Consider the following 16,542-nt stretch of genomic DNA (forward strand, 5'->3'; position numbering starts at 1 on the left):
ACATTTATCACTCCACGATTTTGATATGCCCTTTTGTGCGAGTTAATACTTTATTACCACTAGAAGAAATCAAAACTGGATCCTCGACATGTAAGGCTCCTAAACCAAACTCATAATATGGTGTTTCTACAGATAAGACCATTCCTTCTTCAATTACATCCTCATTATTTGGAGCAAGTATAGGCAACTCATAAGGCTCCAATCCTATACCATGTCCCACATGATGTCTTCTATATTCCGTGAAACCAGATTTATAAACTGAATTCATCGTTAAGTCAAAAACATCTGCTCCCTTCATGCCAGGCTGAATCTCTTGCATAGCTATACATTGGCCTTGATAAAGAGCATTAAATTTATCATATTCCGGTTTCATATACTTATATGATAAGACTCGTGCAATATCAGCCCAGTATCCATCACATACAATATCGCAGTCGAACCAAATTAGGTCACCTGGCATTAATTTAATGTCTTTACTTTGTCTTCGCTGTCCTCCCACAGCATGTCTTCCTACCTTAATCATCGGTAAAACAGGCAATGCTCCTTTTTGGGCGATAGAACAATTAAAAATGTCTGCTATTTCATATTCACTTATGCCTTCAAATAAATTATTTGTTACATCTTCAATTGCATTTTCAATACAATTTGCCGAATAAGTTAGTGCCTGAATTTCATGATTTGTTTTTATAGATCTAACATGTCTTAAAATATTTGAAACAGGATTTATACTACTTTTCTTAAAATAATTACTCATCGTATTAATATGATTTGGTTGCATTCCGTCTTCATCTATACCTATGTTGCAATGTTCAACATCTATATCTTTTAAAAGAGCAATCAATGCTTCAATTCCATTAGAATAGCTCGCATCAACATTAGATAATAGTTTTAGTTGCTCTTCTTCTTCAGTCAGAGGAACGTTATTTGGATATTCTCTAAAAAAAACTCCATAAGTATATACTTTTCCTACTTGCACTCGTGCATCTAATACTTGATCAATTTCTCCAATAGAATGTACAAGATGCACAACTTCAGGACTATCAATTGTAACAATTGCATAACATTGTCCAAAGTATGGATTTAATGTCTTTACGACTGGCTGAAACCCAGTAAAATAACGAATATTTTCTTTCGTAGCAGCAATAATGACATCTAAATTATTTTGTTTCATCTTATTAACTAAACGTTCTATATTATAAATCAATGTAGTTGTTCACCCCAATATTAATAATTAATCCCAGCTTTTTATTAATTCCAACACTGCTGGAGCTAATAAATTCGCTTCCTTACATTCAATCCAATCCACTTCACTAATCTCTGCTTTAGGTTGAATTTCCCCTTCCCAATCTGCAGAAAAACAAACCAGATCAACTAACGCTTCTTCATTATATGCTGGTCCAGTAACTGTATATAAATATTGAATACTCTTCGGTATTAGTTTTATATTTAATTCCTCACGTATCTCTCTTTTTAAAGCTTCACTAGCTATCTCGCCTTGTTCAATCTTCCCACCTGGTAAATACCAATGCTGATTATCTCGTACCCTTACCAATAACAATTTATTGTTTTCTTTTTTAACGAGACATGCACACTTTATTCGTTTCACTCTTCAAAATCCTTTCCACCATGCTATACATTTGACCTTTTTCATATGAAAGATAATGCCCAGCTGCTATACGCATTGGATCACCAGCATGGTAGTACTCATATACTAATTGACGCTGACCAAAAGCGTCTCCCGAAGCATCCCATGCCAAATTAAGTAGCATTGTTCTTTCTTTCGCATCAAATTCGCCTGTTGATAGAGCCATCATTAAGTAATCTCCATTTTCATTAAAGAAATCTTCATGATGAGGTGTCGCAAGCATAGAACCAGCAGCTAGAGATTGAATACACTTCACCATTTTTTCATACATTTTTGGAAAATTATATCTAATAGCTTGGATTGCATTAATACTTGGTGTAATCACCCCTTCAGGACTCATATATGCGTCCTGCTCACTTAACACGATACTTGCTTTTAATAACTCTACATAGGATGTTAACTCTCCTAATTTTTCTTGCACATTTATAAATTGATTAAGTTTTAGCATTTCAGCTAGTTTAATCGCAATGCCAGTCAATAGCTCAGCTTTTGCAAGCCCTCTTACAATTCCTTGATGTCCTGTATGGTGCCTTGCAAAAGTCTTATCATAAAATTGATTAGATTTTTCTACATCTCTAAATATTAGAACTCTATCCCAAGGAACAAACACTTCATCTAATAATAAGTAAGCATCTATTTCATCAAATTGATTTGTTAATGGATGATCAAACTTATCATATCCCTCTTTCACCAAAGGTTTTCTGCAGATTACTTTTAATCCTGGAGAATTTACAGGTATAGTAAATGCTACTGCATAATTCTCATCACCAGCTTTAAGCCCCGGCATATTAAAGATTAGTAGTTCATCTGCAATTGGTGCTAAAGTAACAATCATTTTTGCACCTTTAACCACAATTCCGGATTCATCATAACGCACCACATGTACTCCTGCAAAATCATGCTCTTGTGCACCTAAAGCTTTTGAACGATCAATCTGTGGATTAATTGATCCATGTGCTATAAATAAATTATTTTTCTTTACATGCTTATAATATTGCTTTGCATTTTCTGTGTAATTTGCATATTCCCCGCTTCCGAAAAAACTAGCATGGGCAGAAATTGTAGCTACTGCCGCATTAATAAAATCAGGTGTTCTACCAAGCATTCCATAAGATATATCAGCTATTTCTTTATAAGCCTTTCTTTTTCTTTCTAAATCCTCTATATTTTTCGGAACTAGTAAACTAATTGAGCATTGTTGTCCATCTTCATCTATAAAACTATGCTCTTCTGGTTTCTCATTCTGTAAACTGTAATACTGTTCTACACAATGCATCGCTCCTTCAAATGCTGAGTGTTTTGATACGTCCTTAATTAATTCGCCATTTAAATATACTTTTCGATTATCATTAGTTCTTTCTCTATATAACATTTAAAATACCTCCAAAATTATGAATATTTAGTTTTTCAGAAAAGTGATTCTCCTTTTTGTTTAAATCTCACATAAATATATTGGATCTGTATACAATCTAATAGATTCTCTCCATAGACTTAACATCTCTTTCCAATCTTCTTCAACATAATCTTCACGGATAATAAAACTTAAAGGCACATTTAAATTTAAAAAACGCCCGCAATTTATTGTGAATTTTGTAACACCAGCAGGAAGTAAGATACCTTCTTCTACTACTTGAGAGATTTGTTTTAAATCTAAAGAAGGATAACGAATAACAATACCATCTTCTTTTAACTCATTATTAGAAATACGTTGAAAATGATATTTATCTGTATATACATTTACAATTTGTTTCCATAAATCTACCATTACGGTCAAATCTAATAGATTCATAAACTTAGAATAAATATAATGATTATTCCCATCAATTGTAATAATCGCCAAAAAATTTTGTTTTTGAATCGGAACATCGCTCCAATAAAAATTAGGATTTTTTTTAAAATCTGCGAGAAAGTTTCTGTCATTTGGAATATAGTGTGCCCATGAATCAATAGATATCAATTCTGATTCCACTACTTGAACAACCATTCTCTTACAATTTAGAGCTTGCAGCGATGATGTTCTATGTGCACCATCAAGTATTAAATACTTGCCATTATTTATTTGTAAAGCAATAGGTGGATTCTTTAACGTTTGTTCATCTTTAATTTTTTTACAAATTGATTTTAACCTCTCTACCTCATATTCTTCATGTAAAAATATTTGTTCGATTGGCACTACCCTTAATGCAGATAACACAGATTTCCCTCCCTGATTTCTTAAATATCTTGCTAGTAAAAGCAATAAATTCATTTTGCATATTCAATGCATTCTATTTCAATCCATTAATTCACGAGGTTAAACAGATATCAATAGTCTAATAATTCTCAAACTTCCGTTGGTTAATAATATATCAAACAAGAAATGTATATTCAATAATATATTGGTAAAATTTAATATTTTTTTACAAAAAAGTAAACGTCTGACATCACTCCTCGGATTTCATACATTTCATTTTTTATTCTTTCTCTAAAACTACTAGTATTATCATAAACTCAAAGATTCTCTTAATTAAAAGTACAGATTACAGTGCAATAAAATCCACTTGTTAATATACTTATTTTTTATATTTGTAAACTAATATCATCAGAAAAAAACTTGATAAAGTTTTGTTAGAATTTTTTTATTATTAATTAATACAAGCATTTGTTATATCAATTCTTATTTTTCAAACGAAAAAGAGGGAACTTATTTTAAGTTTCCCTCTTTCCTTATTAAAAACTATATTCATTCTCTTTATTTAACCCATTTATTGACTATAACATGATTATAATTTTTCATTTTCTTTAAAAGATCTTCTATATTTGTTGAAGAAAGAATTAAACTAAGATTTTCAGGTCTTGCAAATCCTTTCTCAACTGTATGTTGTAACATATCAATTAAGGGATCAAAGAACCCGTCAACGTTAAGTAGGCCTACCGGCTTTTTATGTATACCAATTTGTCCCCAAGATAAAACTTCGAACATTTCTTCATAAGTTCCATATCCACCAGGCAATACAATAAATCCATCGGCCATATCATTCATTTTTTGTTTACGCGAATGCATAGAGTCTACAACTATTAAATCCGTAATACCTTGATGCGCAATTTCTTTATCTCGTAAAAATTCAGGGATAATCCCTACTACATTTCCACCAACTTGTAGGGCAGAATTTGCTACACTCCCCATTAATCCGACTTTTCCTCCACCATAAATTAATGTGATATTTTTTCGACCTAAATACTCACCTAACTTTTCTGCTGCATTTTTATACTCTTCACTTTCCCCATAATTTGATCCACAAAATACACATATTGATTTCATAACTTTGACCCCTCATTTCTAAAAAATATTTCTCTATTATTATCGCTAACACTAATAATCATAACAAAGAAATTCTATTATTTTTTTTTTTTTATAAAGATATTAAGAAATAAATTTCATAGTCTGAAAAATCAGCCTAAAAAACATTTGAATAACACCCACCTATGGAATATAATGGGTGAGGTGCCCTCGGATTATTCATAAAATACTATTAATTTTTAAAAATAATATTACATGCTTATTCTATATTTAACAATTTCATATAAGTAAGGAGATATTTTAATATGTGGATTTTATTCTTAATATTTGCCTTCTTGGCTGGACTTGCTTTGCCTATTCAATTTAGTATTAATGCCCAATTACGTACTGTTGTAGGGTCCCCCCTTGTAGCTGCGACTATTTCCTTTATAGTTGGGGCGATTACTTTATTTACCATTTCATTATTTAAAGCCGGTTTTAGTTTTAATAAAGGGATTGCTTCTGCACCCTGGTGGGTATGGACTGGTGGCGTTTTGGGAGCTTTTTATGTACTGGCTACCATTATTCTTATTCCAAGAATCGGAGCAGGAACCACCGTTGCGTTAGTGCTTGCCGGGCAGATTGTTGCATCTGTATTAATAGATCATTTTGGTCTAATTAATGTGCCTATACATCTATTGTCCATGCCACGTATTCTTGGTGCTATTTTAGTTATTATAGGTGTTGTACTTATTCAAAAGTTTTAATTATAAACCATCTAGATTACACTTTACATTGTTCATTTTAGATAGAGAGTTTTTATCGTTCTTTTTATTTTATTTGAAGGGAAGATTCTAACCATGTATGCAAATATCCGCAATTTATTATTTAAGATGGACCCTGAAAAAGCTCATACGAGAACTATTCATGCTCTAAAAATGATGCAATCATTTTCATTTGCTAGAAATATGTACAATAAAAATATGAGATTAAATGATTCTAGATTGGAATGTAAATTACTAGATATTAACTTCCCAAACCCTATTGGTTTGGCCGCAGGGTTTGACAAGTTTGCTGATGTATACCCAGCTCTTGCATCCCTTGGATTTGGATCAGTTGAAGTAGGTTCTATCACACCTAAGCCTCAAACCGGAAATCCTAAACCGCGCCTATATCGTTTACCTGAGGATACGGCACTTATTAACCGTATGGGTTTTAATAGTGAGGGATTGAATAGAGCCAAGCAAAACTTTATGACTTTACCACGTCCCAATATTCCTCTAGGGATAAATTTAGGGAAAAATAAAGATACTCCAAACTCAGATGCCACTTTAGACTATCAAAAGGGATTGGAAACACTATATACCTATGGTGACTATTTTGTTATTAATATTAGTTCTCCAAACACTGAAGGATTAAGAGACTTGCAATATGTCGATACTTTAAAACCATTATTAATTTCTATATTAAATAAACGTAATGAGTTATGTAAAAAACATAGTGTATATCGTCCTATTATTTTAAAAATTGCTCCTGACTTAACTCTAGAACAACTGGAAGGAGTTATTGCAATAATTCAAGAAGTAAAAATTGATGCAGTTATCGCTGCGAACACGACTATTAGTCGCACTAATCTAAATTCAAAATTTCAAAAACAAATTGGTGGTTTAAGCGGTAAACCATTAAATCATCGTTCTACAGAAATTATTTCAAAAATCTATCGACAGACTCAAGGTAAATTACCCATTATAGGATCCGGTGGGGTATTTACTGGAGCAGATGCATATGAAAAAATTAAATCTGGTGCTTCACTTATTCAGATTTATACTAGTATGATTTATCGTGGCCCCTCTGTTGCAAAGCAAATTAATCAAGAAATCTTAACTTTACTAGAAAAAGATGGACTCAATAATATTACTGAAGCTATTGGTCTATATCATAAATAAATGCTGCCTCGATTTAAATTTTGAATCGGGGCAGCATTTTTTATAATAACCTTGTGTATTCTTCTTTGGATGGTTAATTTTTATTAACTATTTTATTGAAGCTTGAAGCTCATTCCAAGTCATTGGTTCTTTACTTGTAGTTTCAATCATATCAATTGCTCCATCAACAGGACAAACAATAGAACATAAATTACACCCTACACAATCCTCTTCACGAACCTTGAGAAATTTACTTCCATTATCGCTAGTAAGTATTTCAATACACTGATGTGATGTATCTTCACAAGAAATATAACATTTATTACATTTTATACAAACCTCATCATTGATTCTTGCTACCACATGATAACTTAGATTAAGGTCCCCCCAATTGGAGTATCTTGGTACAGATTTCCCTACTATATCCATTACAGAAGAAATTCCCTTTTCATCTAAATAATTATTTAAACCGTCTAACATATCTTCTATAATACTAAAACCATGATGCATAGCAGCTGTACAAACTTGTACGCCTGTTGATCCCATTAATATAAACTCTACCGTGTCACGCCAATTAGAAATCCCCCCCATACCTGAAATTGGTACATTGATTTTAGGGTGACGTGCACACTCTGCAACCATATTCAATGCAATTGGCTTTACAGCTGGACCACAATATCCACCATGTGCTCCTTTTCCATCTACATGTGGAATGGGATTCCATGTATCAATATTAACTCCCATTAAACTATTAATTGTATTAATCATACTAACTGCATCTGCTCCCCCTTTTACGGCTGCATATGCAGTTGCTGTAATATCTGTAATATTAGGTGTTAACTTTACAATTACCGGCACTTCTGCTACTTCTTTTACCCAATATGTCTGCTTTTCTACAAGATCAGGGACTTGCCCGGATGCAGATCCCATTCCACGCTCAGCCATGCCATGAGGACAACCAAAATTTAGTTCAAACCCATCGACCCCTACATCTTGTACCCTTTTAACAATCTCATGCCATTGATGTTGCTTTGGCTCTACCATAAGTGAAGCTATAATCGTATGATTCGGAAACTTTTTCTTTGTGTCATAAATTTCTCGCAAGTTTTCTTCAAGGGGACGATCTGAAATTAATTCAATATTGTTAAATCCAGAAACTTTTTTCCCTTGAAAATTTATAGCTGAAAAACGAGAAGAGACATTTACAACTGGTGCACCTAACGTTTTCCAAACAGCTCCTCCCCATCCTGCTGCAAAAGCCCTTTGTACTTGGTATCCTGAATTTGTTGGTGGTGCCGATGCTAGCCAGAACGGATTAGGAGATTTTATCCCTGCTAGGTTAATAGACAGATCCGCCATTATAAAACCTCCTTTATCATTCCATCTAATTTGTAACCAAACACATATTTATGAATAGCATATGCTGTTTGTTTACCTTGCTCTGCCGCACTAACTACCATTGCTTCACCTTGACCATCACCAAAAACAACATCCCCTGCAGCAAAAATTTTCGGATTAGATGTTTGGTTTGTTTTTGGATTAATTTTAACGATACCTTTATTATGAAGCAGACCAAATTCTTCAATTAATTTAATATAACGCGTCTGCCCAATCGCCTTAATTACTGCATCCACTTCAATAATAAATTCCGAACCCTCGATAGGAATTGACCTACGACGCCCAGAAGAGTCTTCTGCTCCTAATTCCATACGTATACATTCCAATTGCTTTACATGTCCATTTTCATCACCAATAATTCGCTTTGGTTGTGTTAACCACTTAAATTCTACCCCATCTTGTTTAGCAAACTTATATTCAAATTGGTATGCAGGCATTTCTTCCTGGGTACGACGATAAATCATTTTTACATTTTCAGCTCCCAACCGAACTGAACAAGTTGCTGCATCAATTGCTGTATTTCCTGCACCAATAACTGCAATACGCGAACCTAAGAACCGACTAGTGGGCTCTTTACTTTTTGTATCTTCAACAAACTGGATTGCATCATATACTCCCTTTAAATTTTCCCCTTCTATATTAAGATTTGTTACAGAAGACATACCAATCGCTAAAACAATCACGTCAAAACTGTTCATGAGTTCTGATACTGTAATATGCTTACCCACTTTTGTGTTAGTAAGAATATTAACACCTAATTTTTTAACTTGATCAACTTCCCACAGTGATACTTCTTGCGGCAATCGAAAAGATACTATCCCATAAGTATCTAATCCTCCAGCTTTTTCTTTTGCTTCAAAAATTGTAACAGTATAGCCTAACCTTGCTAATTCTCGCGCAGCTGATAAGCCTGCTGGACCACTTCCAACAATAGCAATGGTTTTCCCCTTTTTTGCTCCTTCCTTAAACAACTGGACTTCATTTTTCATTGTCCAATTTGTAACATGGCGCTGTAAATCTCCTATCTTTATTGGCTGAGATGCTTCATTTAATACACATGCACCTTCACATAATTCTTCAGTTGGACACACTCTTGCACAAGTTGCTCCAACTGGATTAGCCTTAAAAATTACGCGAGCGGACCCTTTTAAGTTATCTGTAGTAATTTTTTTAATGAAAGAAGGAATATCTATGCTTGTAGGACAAGCTTTTATACATGGAGCATCGTAACAATATAGACATCGATTTGCCTCTTCTATTACTTCTTTAAATGTTAAATCTGGTTTCACCTCAAGAAAGTTATGCTTTATATCTTCTATCGCACTATAAACTTTAGAGGTTTTATTCATACTTTCTCCCCCTCAGTAACAATTTAATTAGTAAATTTCAAGCTATCTTACTCAATGAAAATCTATATGCACATATCGTTGCTTATAAATAAAAAAGGATAAGACAATTCACTGTATCTTATCCTCTATTAAGTTTCACACTTTATAAATTTTGAAAAGACAAAATGGAAACTAAAATTTTTTTCAATCTTATTTGATTACAATTCTATCTCAAAATAACCTACTATTTATTTTCTAATTTTTGATTTAATAGTTCTAATAGTTCACTTGGTGTATTAAACAAAAAATTTGGCCCCTGTATAACTAGTTTTTCAAACATACCCTCTCCCCATAATGCTGCTCCACTCTTCATTTGAGAAGCATGAGCAGCTTGTATATCAGTAATTTGATCGCCAATATACATGCATTGTTTAGGGTCTATATTTAATTCCTTAGCTGCTTGAATAAGTGGTAAAGGATGCGGTTTACTTTCTACACAATCTTCTACCGTTAAAACACTCTGAAAATATGAGTAAATTTTATTATTTTCCAATTCACTATTCGCAAAATGTTTCAACTGTGATGTAACTATTCCCAATTTATAATCCTTCATTAACAAACTCTCAAGCATATTTTCTATCCCATCATATAGCTTAACTTTATAAATATTTTCTTGATAATAGTGAAGAATATGAGATTTAATTAAATCCGATTTATCAGGGAATCGGCTTAAAAATAGAGCTATTGGTTTTCCAACTAGTTCTTCTTTCTCCTCTACAGTTAGTGGTCTCCCTAATACCTCTTTAAGACCAAAATTATACGCCTCTTTTGCTAACCACTCACTGTTAACTAATGTGCCATCTAAATCCATTATGATAGCTTTCACTATTAGCACTTCCTTACATTTTCTTTTCTATACGCCTCTAAAGCCTTAATTGTTGTAAGTGTTAACGGTTTTGGCAGATCATTTAAAGAAAACCATCCGATTTCAAGTATCTTATCTGGTTCCATTCTTTTAACTACGCCATCATTTACCGTTGCAATATATGTTGGACAAACCCAATGCACTTCTTGTTCTTTTATAATATGATCTGTTACGCATAATAAAGATTCTAATTTTATATCTAAATTTGTTTCTTCTTTGATTTCTCTAACAACTGTATCTTCTACAATTTCCATCCACTCTACTTTTCCTCCTGGAATACTCCAGTGCATTTTCTCAGGATTTGTATTACGTAATATTAATAGTAATTTCTCATTTTCATCAATAATAAATGCTCCTACTCCAACTCTTGGGTTCAAAAAACCACTCCTAACTTTTTACTAATTCTTTATTTCTGGTATGAATATCTCTAGCTATTACTACTCCAGTAGTCGCGGCTTGAATGATCCCTCTTGCCCATCCAATGGCATCTCCAGCTACATAAAATCCTGAGATATTCGTACGTAAATGTTCATCTACATGCACTTTATCCCAACATAATTCCCATACTGGGGCATGTAGTAAAGTATCTTTTGTAATTAACTTATTTGATAAACCAGATAATTTCCCCAAAAAGCTTTCTATATGATTTGTTATATAATCAGGAAGTACCCATCTTAAGTTAACCGGTGTAGCTTCTGGAAGCGTTGATTGGATTGAATTATTTTCTAGCCCCTCCTTACTTGTAGGTCGATTTGCAATAAAGTCTTCGTATCTCTGTACAATCGTTCCCCCATAACCCGAGGCCCTATTAATTGCTTGTATAATTCCCAATTGCATTCCCATTGGATCAACATAATCTGGGAAGCTTTGTCTTACTAACACACCAAAATTAGCATTATCTGATTTTTTATCTCTAAAAGAAAATCCACTGATCGTACAAATTTTTTCGTTAGGAACATAAGAATCATAGTAACAATTAACTAGATATCCTCCATTACACATACAAAACGTTCTTACTTCAGCTCCATCATCCATCTTCGTTTTTATTTTAGCGTCTAAATGAGTTTCCGACAATGCAACTATACCTTCTCTTTCAGTTTCCACTCGAACACCTAATTCAATTTCATTAAAAGAATAATTTACAGTTAATTTATCCATTATGTTTCTTAAAACATGACCAGAAGCTTTTCCAGTTGCCATGACTAAATTATTTGAAGAAATTTGATACTCTTCTCCCCTTCTATTTATTAAAGTAGAGATAAAAATATCTTCTTCCTTTTCTACGCTTTTTAATTTTGTTTGAGTTAGTAAATTTAGTCCACTATTGATTAACTCCTCTTCTAACTCAATACAATATTCAATAATACCTTCTGTACCGATATGATAGACATCATAACATTTCCAGTCTAATTTATTATCTGTAGCCTGTTGTATCATACATGAATCTTGCGATTCATCTGCTTTTGTTTGCTTAATTCCATCATTATTTACTTTGGAAATAAATGGGTCTAAAACATAATTATTTAATTCAATTACTTTTTCTTCGCTTCCAAGAAGCTTAACTAAACCACTACCTGCTGGAAAAGATGATAATTTTCCATCTGAATACATTCCAGCACCACCAACCCCCTCAACAACATGACAAATATTACATTGTGTACAATTCCCTTTGTTAACCAAAGGGCAATATCTCTTTTTAATAGATCTTCCACTATCCACTAAAGCTACTGTCTGATTAGAAATCTCTAGTAATTCTTTTGCTAGAAATAATCCAGCTGGTCCAGCACCAACGATAAGTACATCAACATGTTCACTCATAATTTCCCCCTGTAAAAAATGTAATATATAACCATACAAATCGAATAATACCACAATTTTACAATTCGTAACTTTATAAATAAAAGACGGAATTTTCAATATAAAATGTTATCCCTAATATATTTTCTCCCGTTATATAATTAAATGTATTTCTTATCCCTTAGCTTTTCACTTTTTAACGAATTTATCGAAAGGATTCCCTTTCCTCATGTGCGGAAAGAAAATAGATTAGAGAAATAAACTCCCTCGGTTTCTGAGTAAAATATCAACTTTACTACCGGAATAGCCATACTGAACATCTTACAGAATTTACGATACGGGAAAGTCCACGCAGGACTTTAGTCCACCTTTAGACCTGGGATGAAAGTACCGTTTTCGGCATAGCAAACAGGGTACACTTTATTCCTAGTCATGCAAAAGACGTAAAACATTTGAGAACCAATGTTCTGTACGGTACAATAACATTAGAACCGTAGCCCATGAACCTATATTGTCTATTGTGGGAGTGATGATGGCACACCAAAATCTTGCACGTCAGCCATACCAGAAATGGACCTCGCCTTTGGTAGCAAGAATTCCACTTATGTTAGTCTTAGTTCTGGGTGTGTTAAACAACAAACATATCTTCGATAGATAATGAAGTGACGTTTTATGTATGTCGAACAATTCATCTTCCACCTATTCACTAGGCTACAACCCTTTACGCTACATTAAGGGGGCAGTCTTCTTGGCTAAAAAACAGACCAAGCATCAAATGATACCTGATCTGTTTTAATTGCCTATTGAAATTACATTTTTATATTTTAATATATACCTAAATTTATTTTCCATTTTGAAAGGTATATTCCACTCTGTCTGTGTAGCTTTAAATAACATAAAAGTTAATAAATTTTTCCTAGTTCTTTATTCCACTTTAAGAGACCTTCAAACTAAATCTTTCTCAATCTTTTTAGTTAAAGTTGTTTTCAAATACATCTCAATATCTTCTCCAGATGCCGTATTAATTACTGTAGGAATATTAAGGCGCTGTGCCAAGGCATAAGGGGGTTGCTTAAAAGTAGCGATTGCAATTTTTTCTTTATTCTCTTTATAGACGTCCTACCCCATCGCTATCAAGCTAAGATTTTGAATTATCCCCAAAACGAAAATTTCATTCTTTCATAGTTGTCCATAGAAGTTCAGTTCGTTTTTTTCGTTTATGGAAAGAATTTATTTCTTAACTTGATAGCGCTGTGACGATTCCCCTAAGAGACCTAAAAAAACTATGTAAAGAAGGTTTTCCAAAAGATTAAGCATAGCACTACTCTTTTTGGAAAACCCCTAATCGATAAATTCGTGTTACTATTCTTGATATTGCTGTTGAACCGCCTCTGGTAGTTCCTCAAAAATTACTCTTTTAAAAATGTTAATAATGCTTCATTAAATTCTTTTGCATGAGTTGCGTTTAATCTATGAGGACACCCTGTATTAGAGCAAGTTTACTATCAGGAATGGAATCATATGTGCGTTTCCACTTAACTCAAAAGGTACAGTTGCATCAGAGTCACCCTGAATTATAAGATTTAATATCAAATATATTACTTTTATAGAAACTATTTTTCATCAGTTCAAATATTGAATAAATTGCACACTAATTATTTCTCTATTTGGTTATCTAGAATAGGTCTCTTTTATTATTATTGATAACGTTCTTAAAATTAGCTTCTCTTTAGCAATCTTTTTTCTCTGATGGTTTATGTTTTACTCTATAAGAGAGAGCGGTAACTTGTTGGGAATATTTAAAACCTTTTTCGGATTTTTCGGAAACCCATTTTGAAACAGGTCTTAGTAAACTATTTATGCTGACAATAAGAATGGTTCCCGTTATAGCTATAAGTAAGTAGCCACTACCTGCTAATGTTCCTACAGCAGCAGAACACCATAAGGTTGCTGCTGTATCCAGTCCTCGAACTGTCAATCCATCTTTCATAATAACTCCAGCACCTAAAAAACCAATCCCGCTTACAATTTGAGAAGCTATTCTTGTAGGGGTATTATCAGTTGGAGTGAGTACACTTAATAGTACAAAAAGTGCAGCACCAACGGAAACAAGTACATTTGTACGTAATCCAGCAATGCAATTATGCCATTGACGCTCTAATCCAATTATTGCTCCAACAAGTATTGCTACAAGTAACCTGAGTAGAATGTCTAGTTCCATATTTCTGTCTCCTTAATTTCCATTCTTAATGATCATCATGCTCTAAATTGACTTGTTGTAATGGAATCACCTTTGTTTTTTTTATAATTTTATAGCCGAACCAAAATACAAGAAAAAGCAGTAAACCAATATAAGTAGCAAGTACTTCATACCAATCGACATGTGATTCTATAAAGACTGAATAATTCTGTCCTAAAATAATAATAGTACATATTACAAATGCCAAAATAGGACCGATAGGATACCACTTTGCTTGATACGGGAGCTTATTTAAATTCTTTTGTTGATGTAAAAAAGCCTGACGAAAACGATAATGGCTTATAGCAATCCCTAACCATGCAATAAATCCACAAAGTCCCGAAGCATTCAAAAGCCATATAAATGCTTGCCCTTCTCCAAATAAAGAAGCTGCAAACGCTACGATTGCCACAGTCGTTGTCATAAGTAAAGCATTTATAGGAACACCTTGTTTATTTACTTTTTTCAAGAAATTCGGAGCTTTCCCTTCTTTTGCCATTACCCATAACATTCGGGTTGCAACATACATTCCAGAATTACCAGCTGATAGAACAGATACCAAGATAACTGCATTCATAATAGAAGCTGCAAATGCGAAGCCAATTTTTTCAAATACTAGTGTGAAGGGACTCATTGTAATATTACTAATGTCATTGTTAACTAGATTCGGATCTGTGTAGGGAACTATGACTCCAATTACGCAAATGGTAAGTATGTAAAATAAAAGAATTCTCCAAAAGATTTGCCGCACAGCTTTTGGAATATACTTTTCAGGATCTTTACTTTCTCCAGCTACAATTCCGACCATTTCTGTACCTTGAAAGGAAAATCCAGCAATCATAAACACACTAAGAATAGAAAGAAAACCTCCATGAAACGGTGCGTCTCCAATTGTTAGATTGTGAAATCCAATAGGATTCCCTTTGAAAATTCCAAATATCGTAGCTATTCCTAACATAATAAACACGACTATAGTAATAACTTTTACAAGTGAAAGCCAAAACTCCATTTCTCCATAATGTTTCACTGAAAGAATATTAATTCCAAACATAAACAGTATGAATAACGCACTCCAAAGAATAGATGGACTGTATGGAAACCAATATTTCATAAGAATAGCTCCTGATGAAATTTCAACTGCAAGAGTAATAGTACAGCTAAACCAGTAATTCCAACCAATTGCAAAACCAAATGCAGGATCTACAAATTTAGAAGCGTACGTACTAAAAGAACCCGATGTAGGCATATAAGCTGCCATCTCTCCCAAGCTGGTCATCAACAGGTAAACAATACACCCCATCAACAAATAAGCTATAATTGATCCACCAGGTCCTGCTGTATGAATTGTATTTCCGCTTGCTATAAATAACCCAGTCCCAATGCTTCCGCCTATAGAAATCATTGTTAAATGTCTCATCCCTAATTCTCTTCTTAATTTAGAAGGTTGGGAATTAGAAGGGAAAGAAAAAAGTGGATTTTTCGTTTTTATGGGTGTCTCTTTCAAGTGTCTCATCCTTTTTTGAATTATTTTCCAGAAAAAGAGTATAAAAAAAGACACCAAAGTTCACCCAGTGTTTTTAAAGTCACCATAGTATCCCCTCTCGAAACGCTTCCGAGGTTAGCTGTCGGATTCGGGCCTTGAGAGTAGCCCTACCTTCATTTAAGAAGGATTCACCCCGAGTGCAATCGCACAAAATTTGGTTCCCCCGCTCCATATGGATTCAGCGAATAGTGATATGAATTTATGTACAATATATTACTCCTATGCCCTCTTGTTTGTAAACAAGAAAATTAACGTTTTTTCAGGGGTAGAATTTTCGCACTGTACACTCCATTTATAGTTTGAATTCTTAAATTAAGTCACATACTAAAAAAAAGTGAGAATTACAAGTATAGTAATACATGAAGAAGAGTTTGAATTAAATAAAAATAATAGACCTAATTTTTATTAGGTCTATTATTTGCTAGTGTCTTTACTACTTTTAATTACATGGACTACTGATAAGTGGTGTTATGGTAATTAAGT

Annotated in this window: 14 protein-coding genes, 1 pseudogene and 1 riboswitch; of the genes and pseudogenes, 2 read left to right on the forward strand and 13 right to left on the reverse strand. The window is 33.4% G+C overall.

Features of this window, described 5'->3' with window-relative positions; all coding sequences use genetic code 11:
- Nucleotides 1–7: 7 nt before the first annotated feature.
- From ES895_RS22200 to ES895_RS22220, 5 genes are all read right to left on the reverse strand, one after another.
- Nucleotides 8–1,204 carry a M24 family metallopeptidase gene (locus ES895_RS22200; RefSeq protein WP_098204608.1) on the reverse strand — a complete coding sequence of 399 codons (1,197 nt, stop codon included), beginning with the start codon at nucleotides 1,202–1,204 and terminating at the stop codon, nucleotides 8–10.
- 27 nt (nucleotides 1,205–1,231) lie between these two features.
- The gene (locus ES895_RS22205; RefSeq protein ID WP_098204609.1) at nucleotides 1,232–1,606 is read right to left on the reverse strand and encodes an NUDIX hydrolase; all 375 of its coding nucleotides are present in this window, start codon (nucleotides 1,604–1,606) and stop codon (nucleotides 1,232–1,234) included.
- Complete coding sequence (locus ES895_RS22210; RefSeq protein ID WP_098204610.1) at nucleotides 1,575–3,017, reverse strand: 4-hydroxyphenylacetate 3-hydroxylase family protein; 1,443 nt, start codon at nucleotides 3,015–3,017, stop codon at nucleotides 1,575–1,577. Before ES895_RS22210 ends, ES895_RS22205 begins: the two co-directional genes overlap by 32 nt.
- A 60-nt stretch (nucleotides 3,018–3,077) precedes the next feature.
- Nucleotides 3,078–3,839: a ParB N-terminal domain-containing protein gene (locus ES895_RS22215; RefSeq protein ID WP_098204611.1), complete on the reverse strand. Its 762-nt coding sequence runs from the start codon at nucleotides 3,837–3,839 to the stop codon at nucleotides 3,078–3,080.
- 537 nt (nucleotides 3,840–4,376) lie between these two features.
- Nucleotides 4,377–4,946, reverse strand: coding sequence for an LOG family protein (locus ES895_RS22220; RefSeq protein WP_098204612.1), 570 nt, complete (start codon nucleotides 4,944–4,946; stop codon nucleotides 4,377–4,379).
- A 284-nt stretch (nucleotides 4,947–5,230) separates the two neighbouring features.
- Between ES895_RS22220 and ES895_RS22225 the strand changes: the two genes are divergently transcribed.
- Both ES895_RS22225 and ES895_RS22230 read left to right on the forward strand, forming a co-directional pair.
- Nucleotides 5,231–5,671 carry a DMT family transporter gene (locus tag ES895_RS22225; RefSeq protein ID WP_098204613.1) on the forward strand — a complete coding sequence of 147 codons (441 nt, stop codon included), beginning with the start codon at nucleotides 5,231–5,233 and terminating at the stop codon, nucleotides 5,669–5,671.
- Between the two features lie 93 nt (nucleotides 5,672–5,764).
- Nucleotides 5,765–6,850 (forward strand): quinone-dependent dihydroorotate dehydrogenase, encoded by a 1,086-nt coding sequence (locus tag ES895_RS22230; RefSeq protein ID WP_098204614.1) that lies wholly within the window; start codon nucleotides 5,765–5,767, stop codon nucleotides 6,848–6,850.
- Nucleotides 6,851–6,937: 87 nt separating this feature from the next.
- Here ES895_RS22230 and preA read toward each other — a convergent pair whose 3' ends face one another.
- From preA to ES895_RS22270, 8 genes and pseudogenes are all read right to left on the reverse strand, one after another.
- Complete coding sequence (gene preA / locus ES895_RS22235; protein WP_098204615.1) at nucleotides 6,938–8,188, reverse strand: NAD-dependent dihydropyrimidine dehydrogenase subunit PreA; 1,251 nt, start codon at nucleotides 8,186–8,188, stop codon at nucleotides 6,938–6,940.
- Nucleotides 8,188–9,576, reverse strand: coding sequence for an NAD(P)-dependent oxidoreductase (locus tag ES895_RS22240; RefSeq protein WP_098204616.1), 1,389 nt, complete (start codon nucleotides 9,574–9,576; stop codon nucleotides 8,188–8,190). Before ES895_RS22240 ends, preA begins: the two co-directional genes overlap by 1 nt.
- Before the next feature lie 223 nt (nucleotides 9,577–9,799).
- Nucleotides 9,800–10,441, reverse strand: coding sequence for an HAD family hydrolase (locus ES895_RS22245; protein WP_240690235.1), 642 nt, complete (start codon nucleotides 10,439–10,441; stop codon nucleotides 9,800–9,802).
- A gap of 2 nt (nucleotides 10,442–10,443) precedes the next feature.
- On the reverse strand, nucleotides 10,444–10,857 hold the full coding sequence (locus ES895_RS22250) for an NUDIX hydrolase (protein WP_098204617.1): 414 nt from the start codon (nucleotides 10,855–10,857) through the stop codon (nucleotides 10,444–10,446).
- 10 nt (nucleotides 10,858–10,867) lie between these two features.
- On the reverse strand, nucleotides 10,868–12,298 hold the full coding sequence (locus tag ES895_RS22255) for an NAD(P)/FAD-dependent oxidoreductase (protein WP_240690236.1): 1,431 nt from the start codon (nucleotides 12,296–12,298) through the stop codon (nucleotides 10,868–10,870).
- Between the two features lie 1,388 nt (nucleotides 12,299–13,686).
- A pseudogene (locus ES895_RS22260) lies at nucleotides 13,687–13,867 on the reverse strand (alpha/beta fold hydrolase); the annotation flags it as partial.
- Nucleotides 13,868–14,006: 139 nt separating this feature from the next.
- Entirely contained in the window at nucleotides 14,007–14,498 is a 492-nt protein-coding gene (locus tag ES895_RS22265; RefSeq protein ID WP_000417877.1) for an MgtC/SapB family protein, read from the reverse strand.
- A 25-nt stretch (nucleotides 14,499–14,523) separates the two neighbouring features.
- Nucleotides 14,524–16,020, reverse strand: coding sequence for an amino acid permease (locus ES895_RS22270; RefSeq protein ID WP_098204618.1), 1,497 nt, complete (start codon nucleotides 16,018–16,020; stop codon nucleotides 14,524–14,526).
- An 87-nt stretch (nucleotides 16,021–16,107) separates the two neighbouring features.
- Nucleotides 16,108–16,253, reverse strand: a riboswitch (cyclic di-AMP (ydaO/yuaA leader).
- Nucleotides 16,254–16,542: the final 289 nt, after the last annotated feature.

Origin of the sequence: Bacillus sp. 007/AIA-02/001 (assembly GCF_004634455.1) — a bacterium.
Taxonomy (GTDB): Bacteria; Bacillota; Bacilli; order Bacillales; family Bacillaceae_G; genus Bacillus_A; species Bacillus_A cereus.

Bases quoted from the DNA above. Each gene is read 5' to 3' on its own strand.
- ES895_RS22210 (WP_098204610.1), bottom strand. From the start codon at position 3,017: ATGTTATATAGAGAAAGAACTAATGATAATCGAAAAGTATATTTAAAT.
- ES895_RS22220 (WP_098204612.1), bottom strand. From the start codon at position 4,946: ATGAAATCAATATGTGTATTTTGTGGATCAAATTATGGGGAAAGTGAA.
- ES895_RS22225 (WP_098204613.1), top strand. From the start codon at position 5,231: ATGTGGATTTTATTCTTAATATTTGCCTTCTTGGCTGGACTTGCTTTG.
- ES895_RS22230 (WP_098204614.1), top strand. From the start codon at position 5,765: ATGTATGCAAATATCCGCAATTTATTATTTAAGATGGACCCTGAAAAA.
- preA (WP_098204615.1), bottom strand. From the start codon at position 8,188: ATGGCGGATCTGTCTATTAACCTAGCAGGGATAAAATCTCCTAATCCG.
- ES895_RS22240 (WP_098204616.1), bottom strand. From the start codon at position 9,576: ATGAATAAAACCTCTAAAGTTTATAGTGCGATAGAAGATATAAAGCAT.
- ES895_RS22255 (WP_240690236.1), bottom strand. From the start codon at position 12,298: ATGAGTGAACATGTTGATGTACTTATCGTTGGTGCTGGACCAGCTGGA.
- ES895_RS22265 (WP_000417877.1), bottom strand. From the start codon at position 14,498: ATGGAACTAGACATTCTACTCAGGTTACTTGTAGCAATACTTGTTGGA.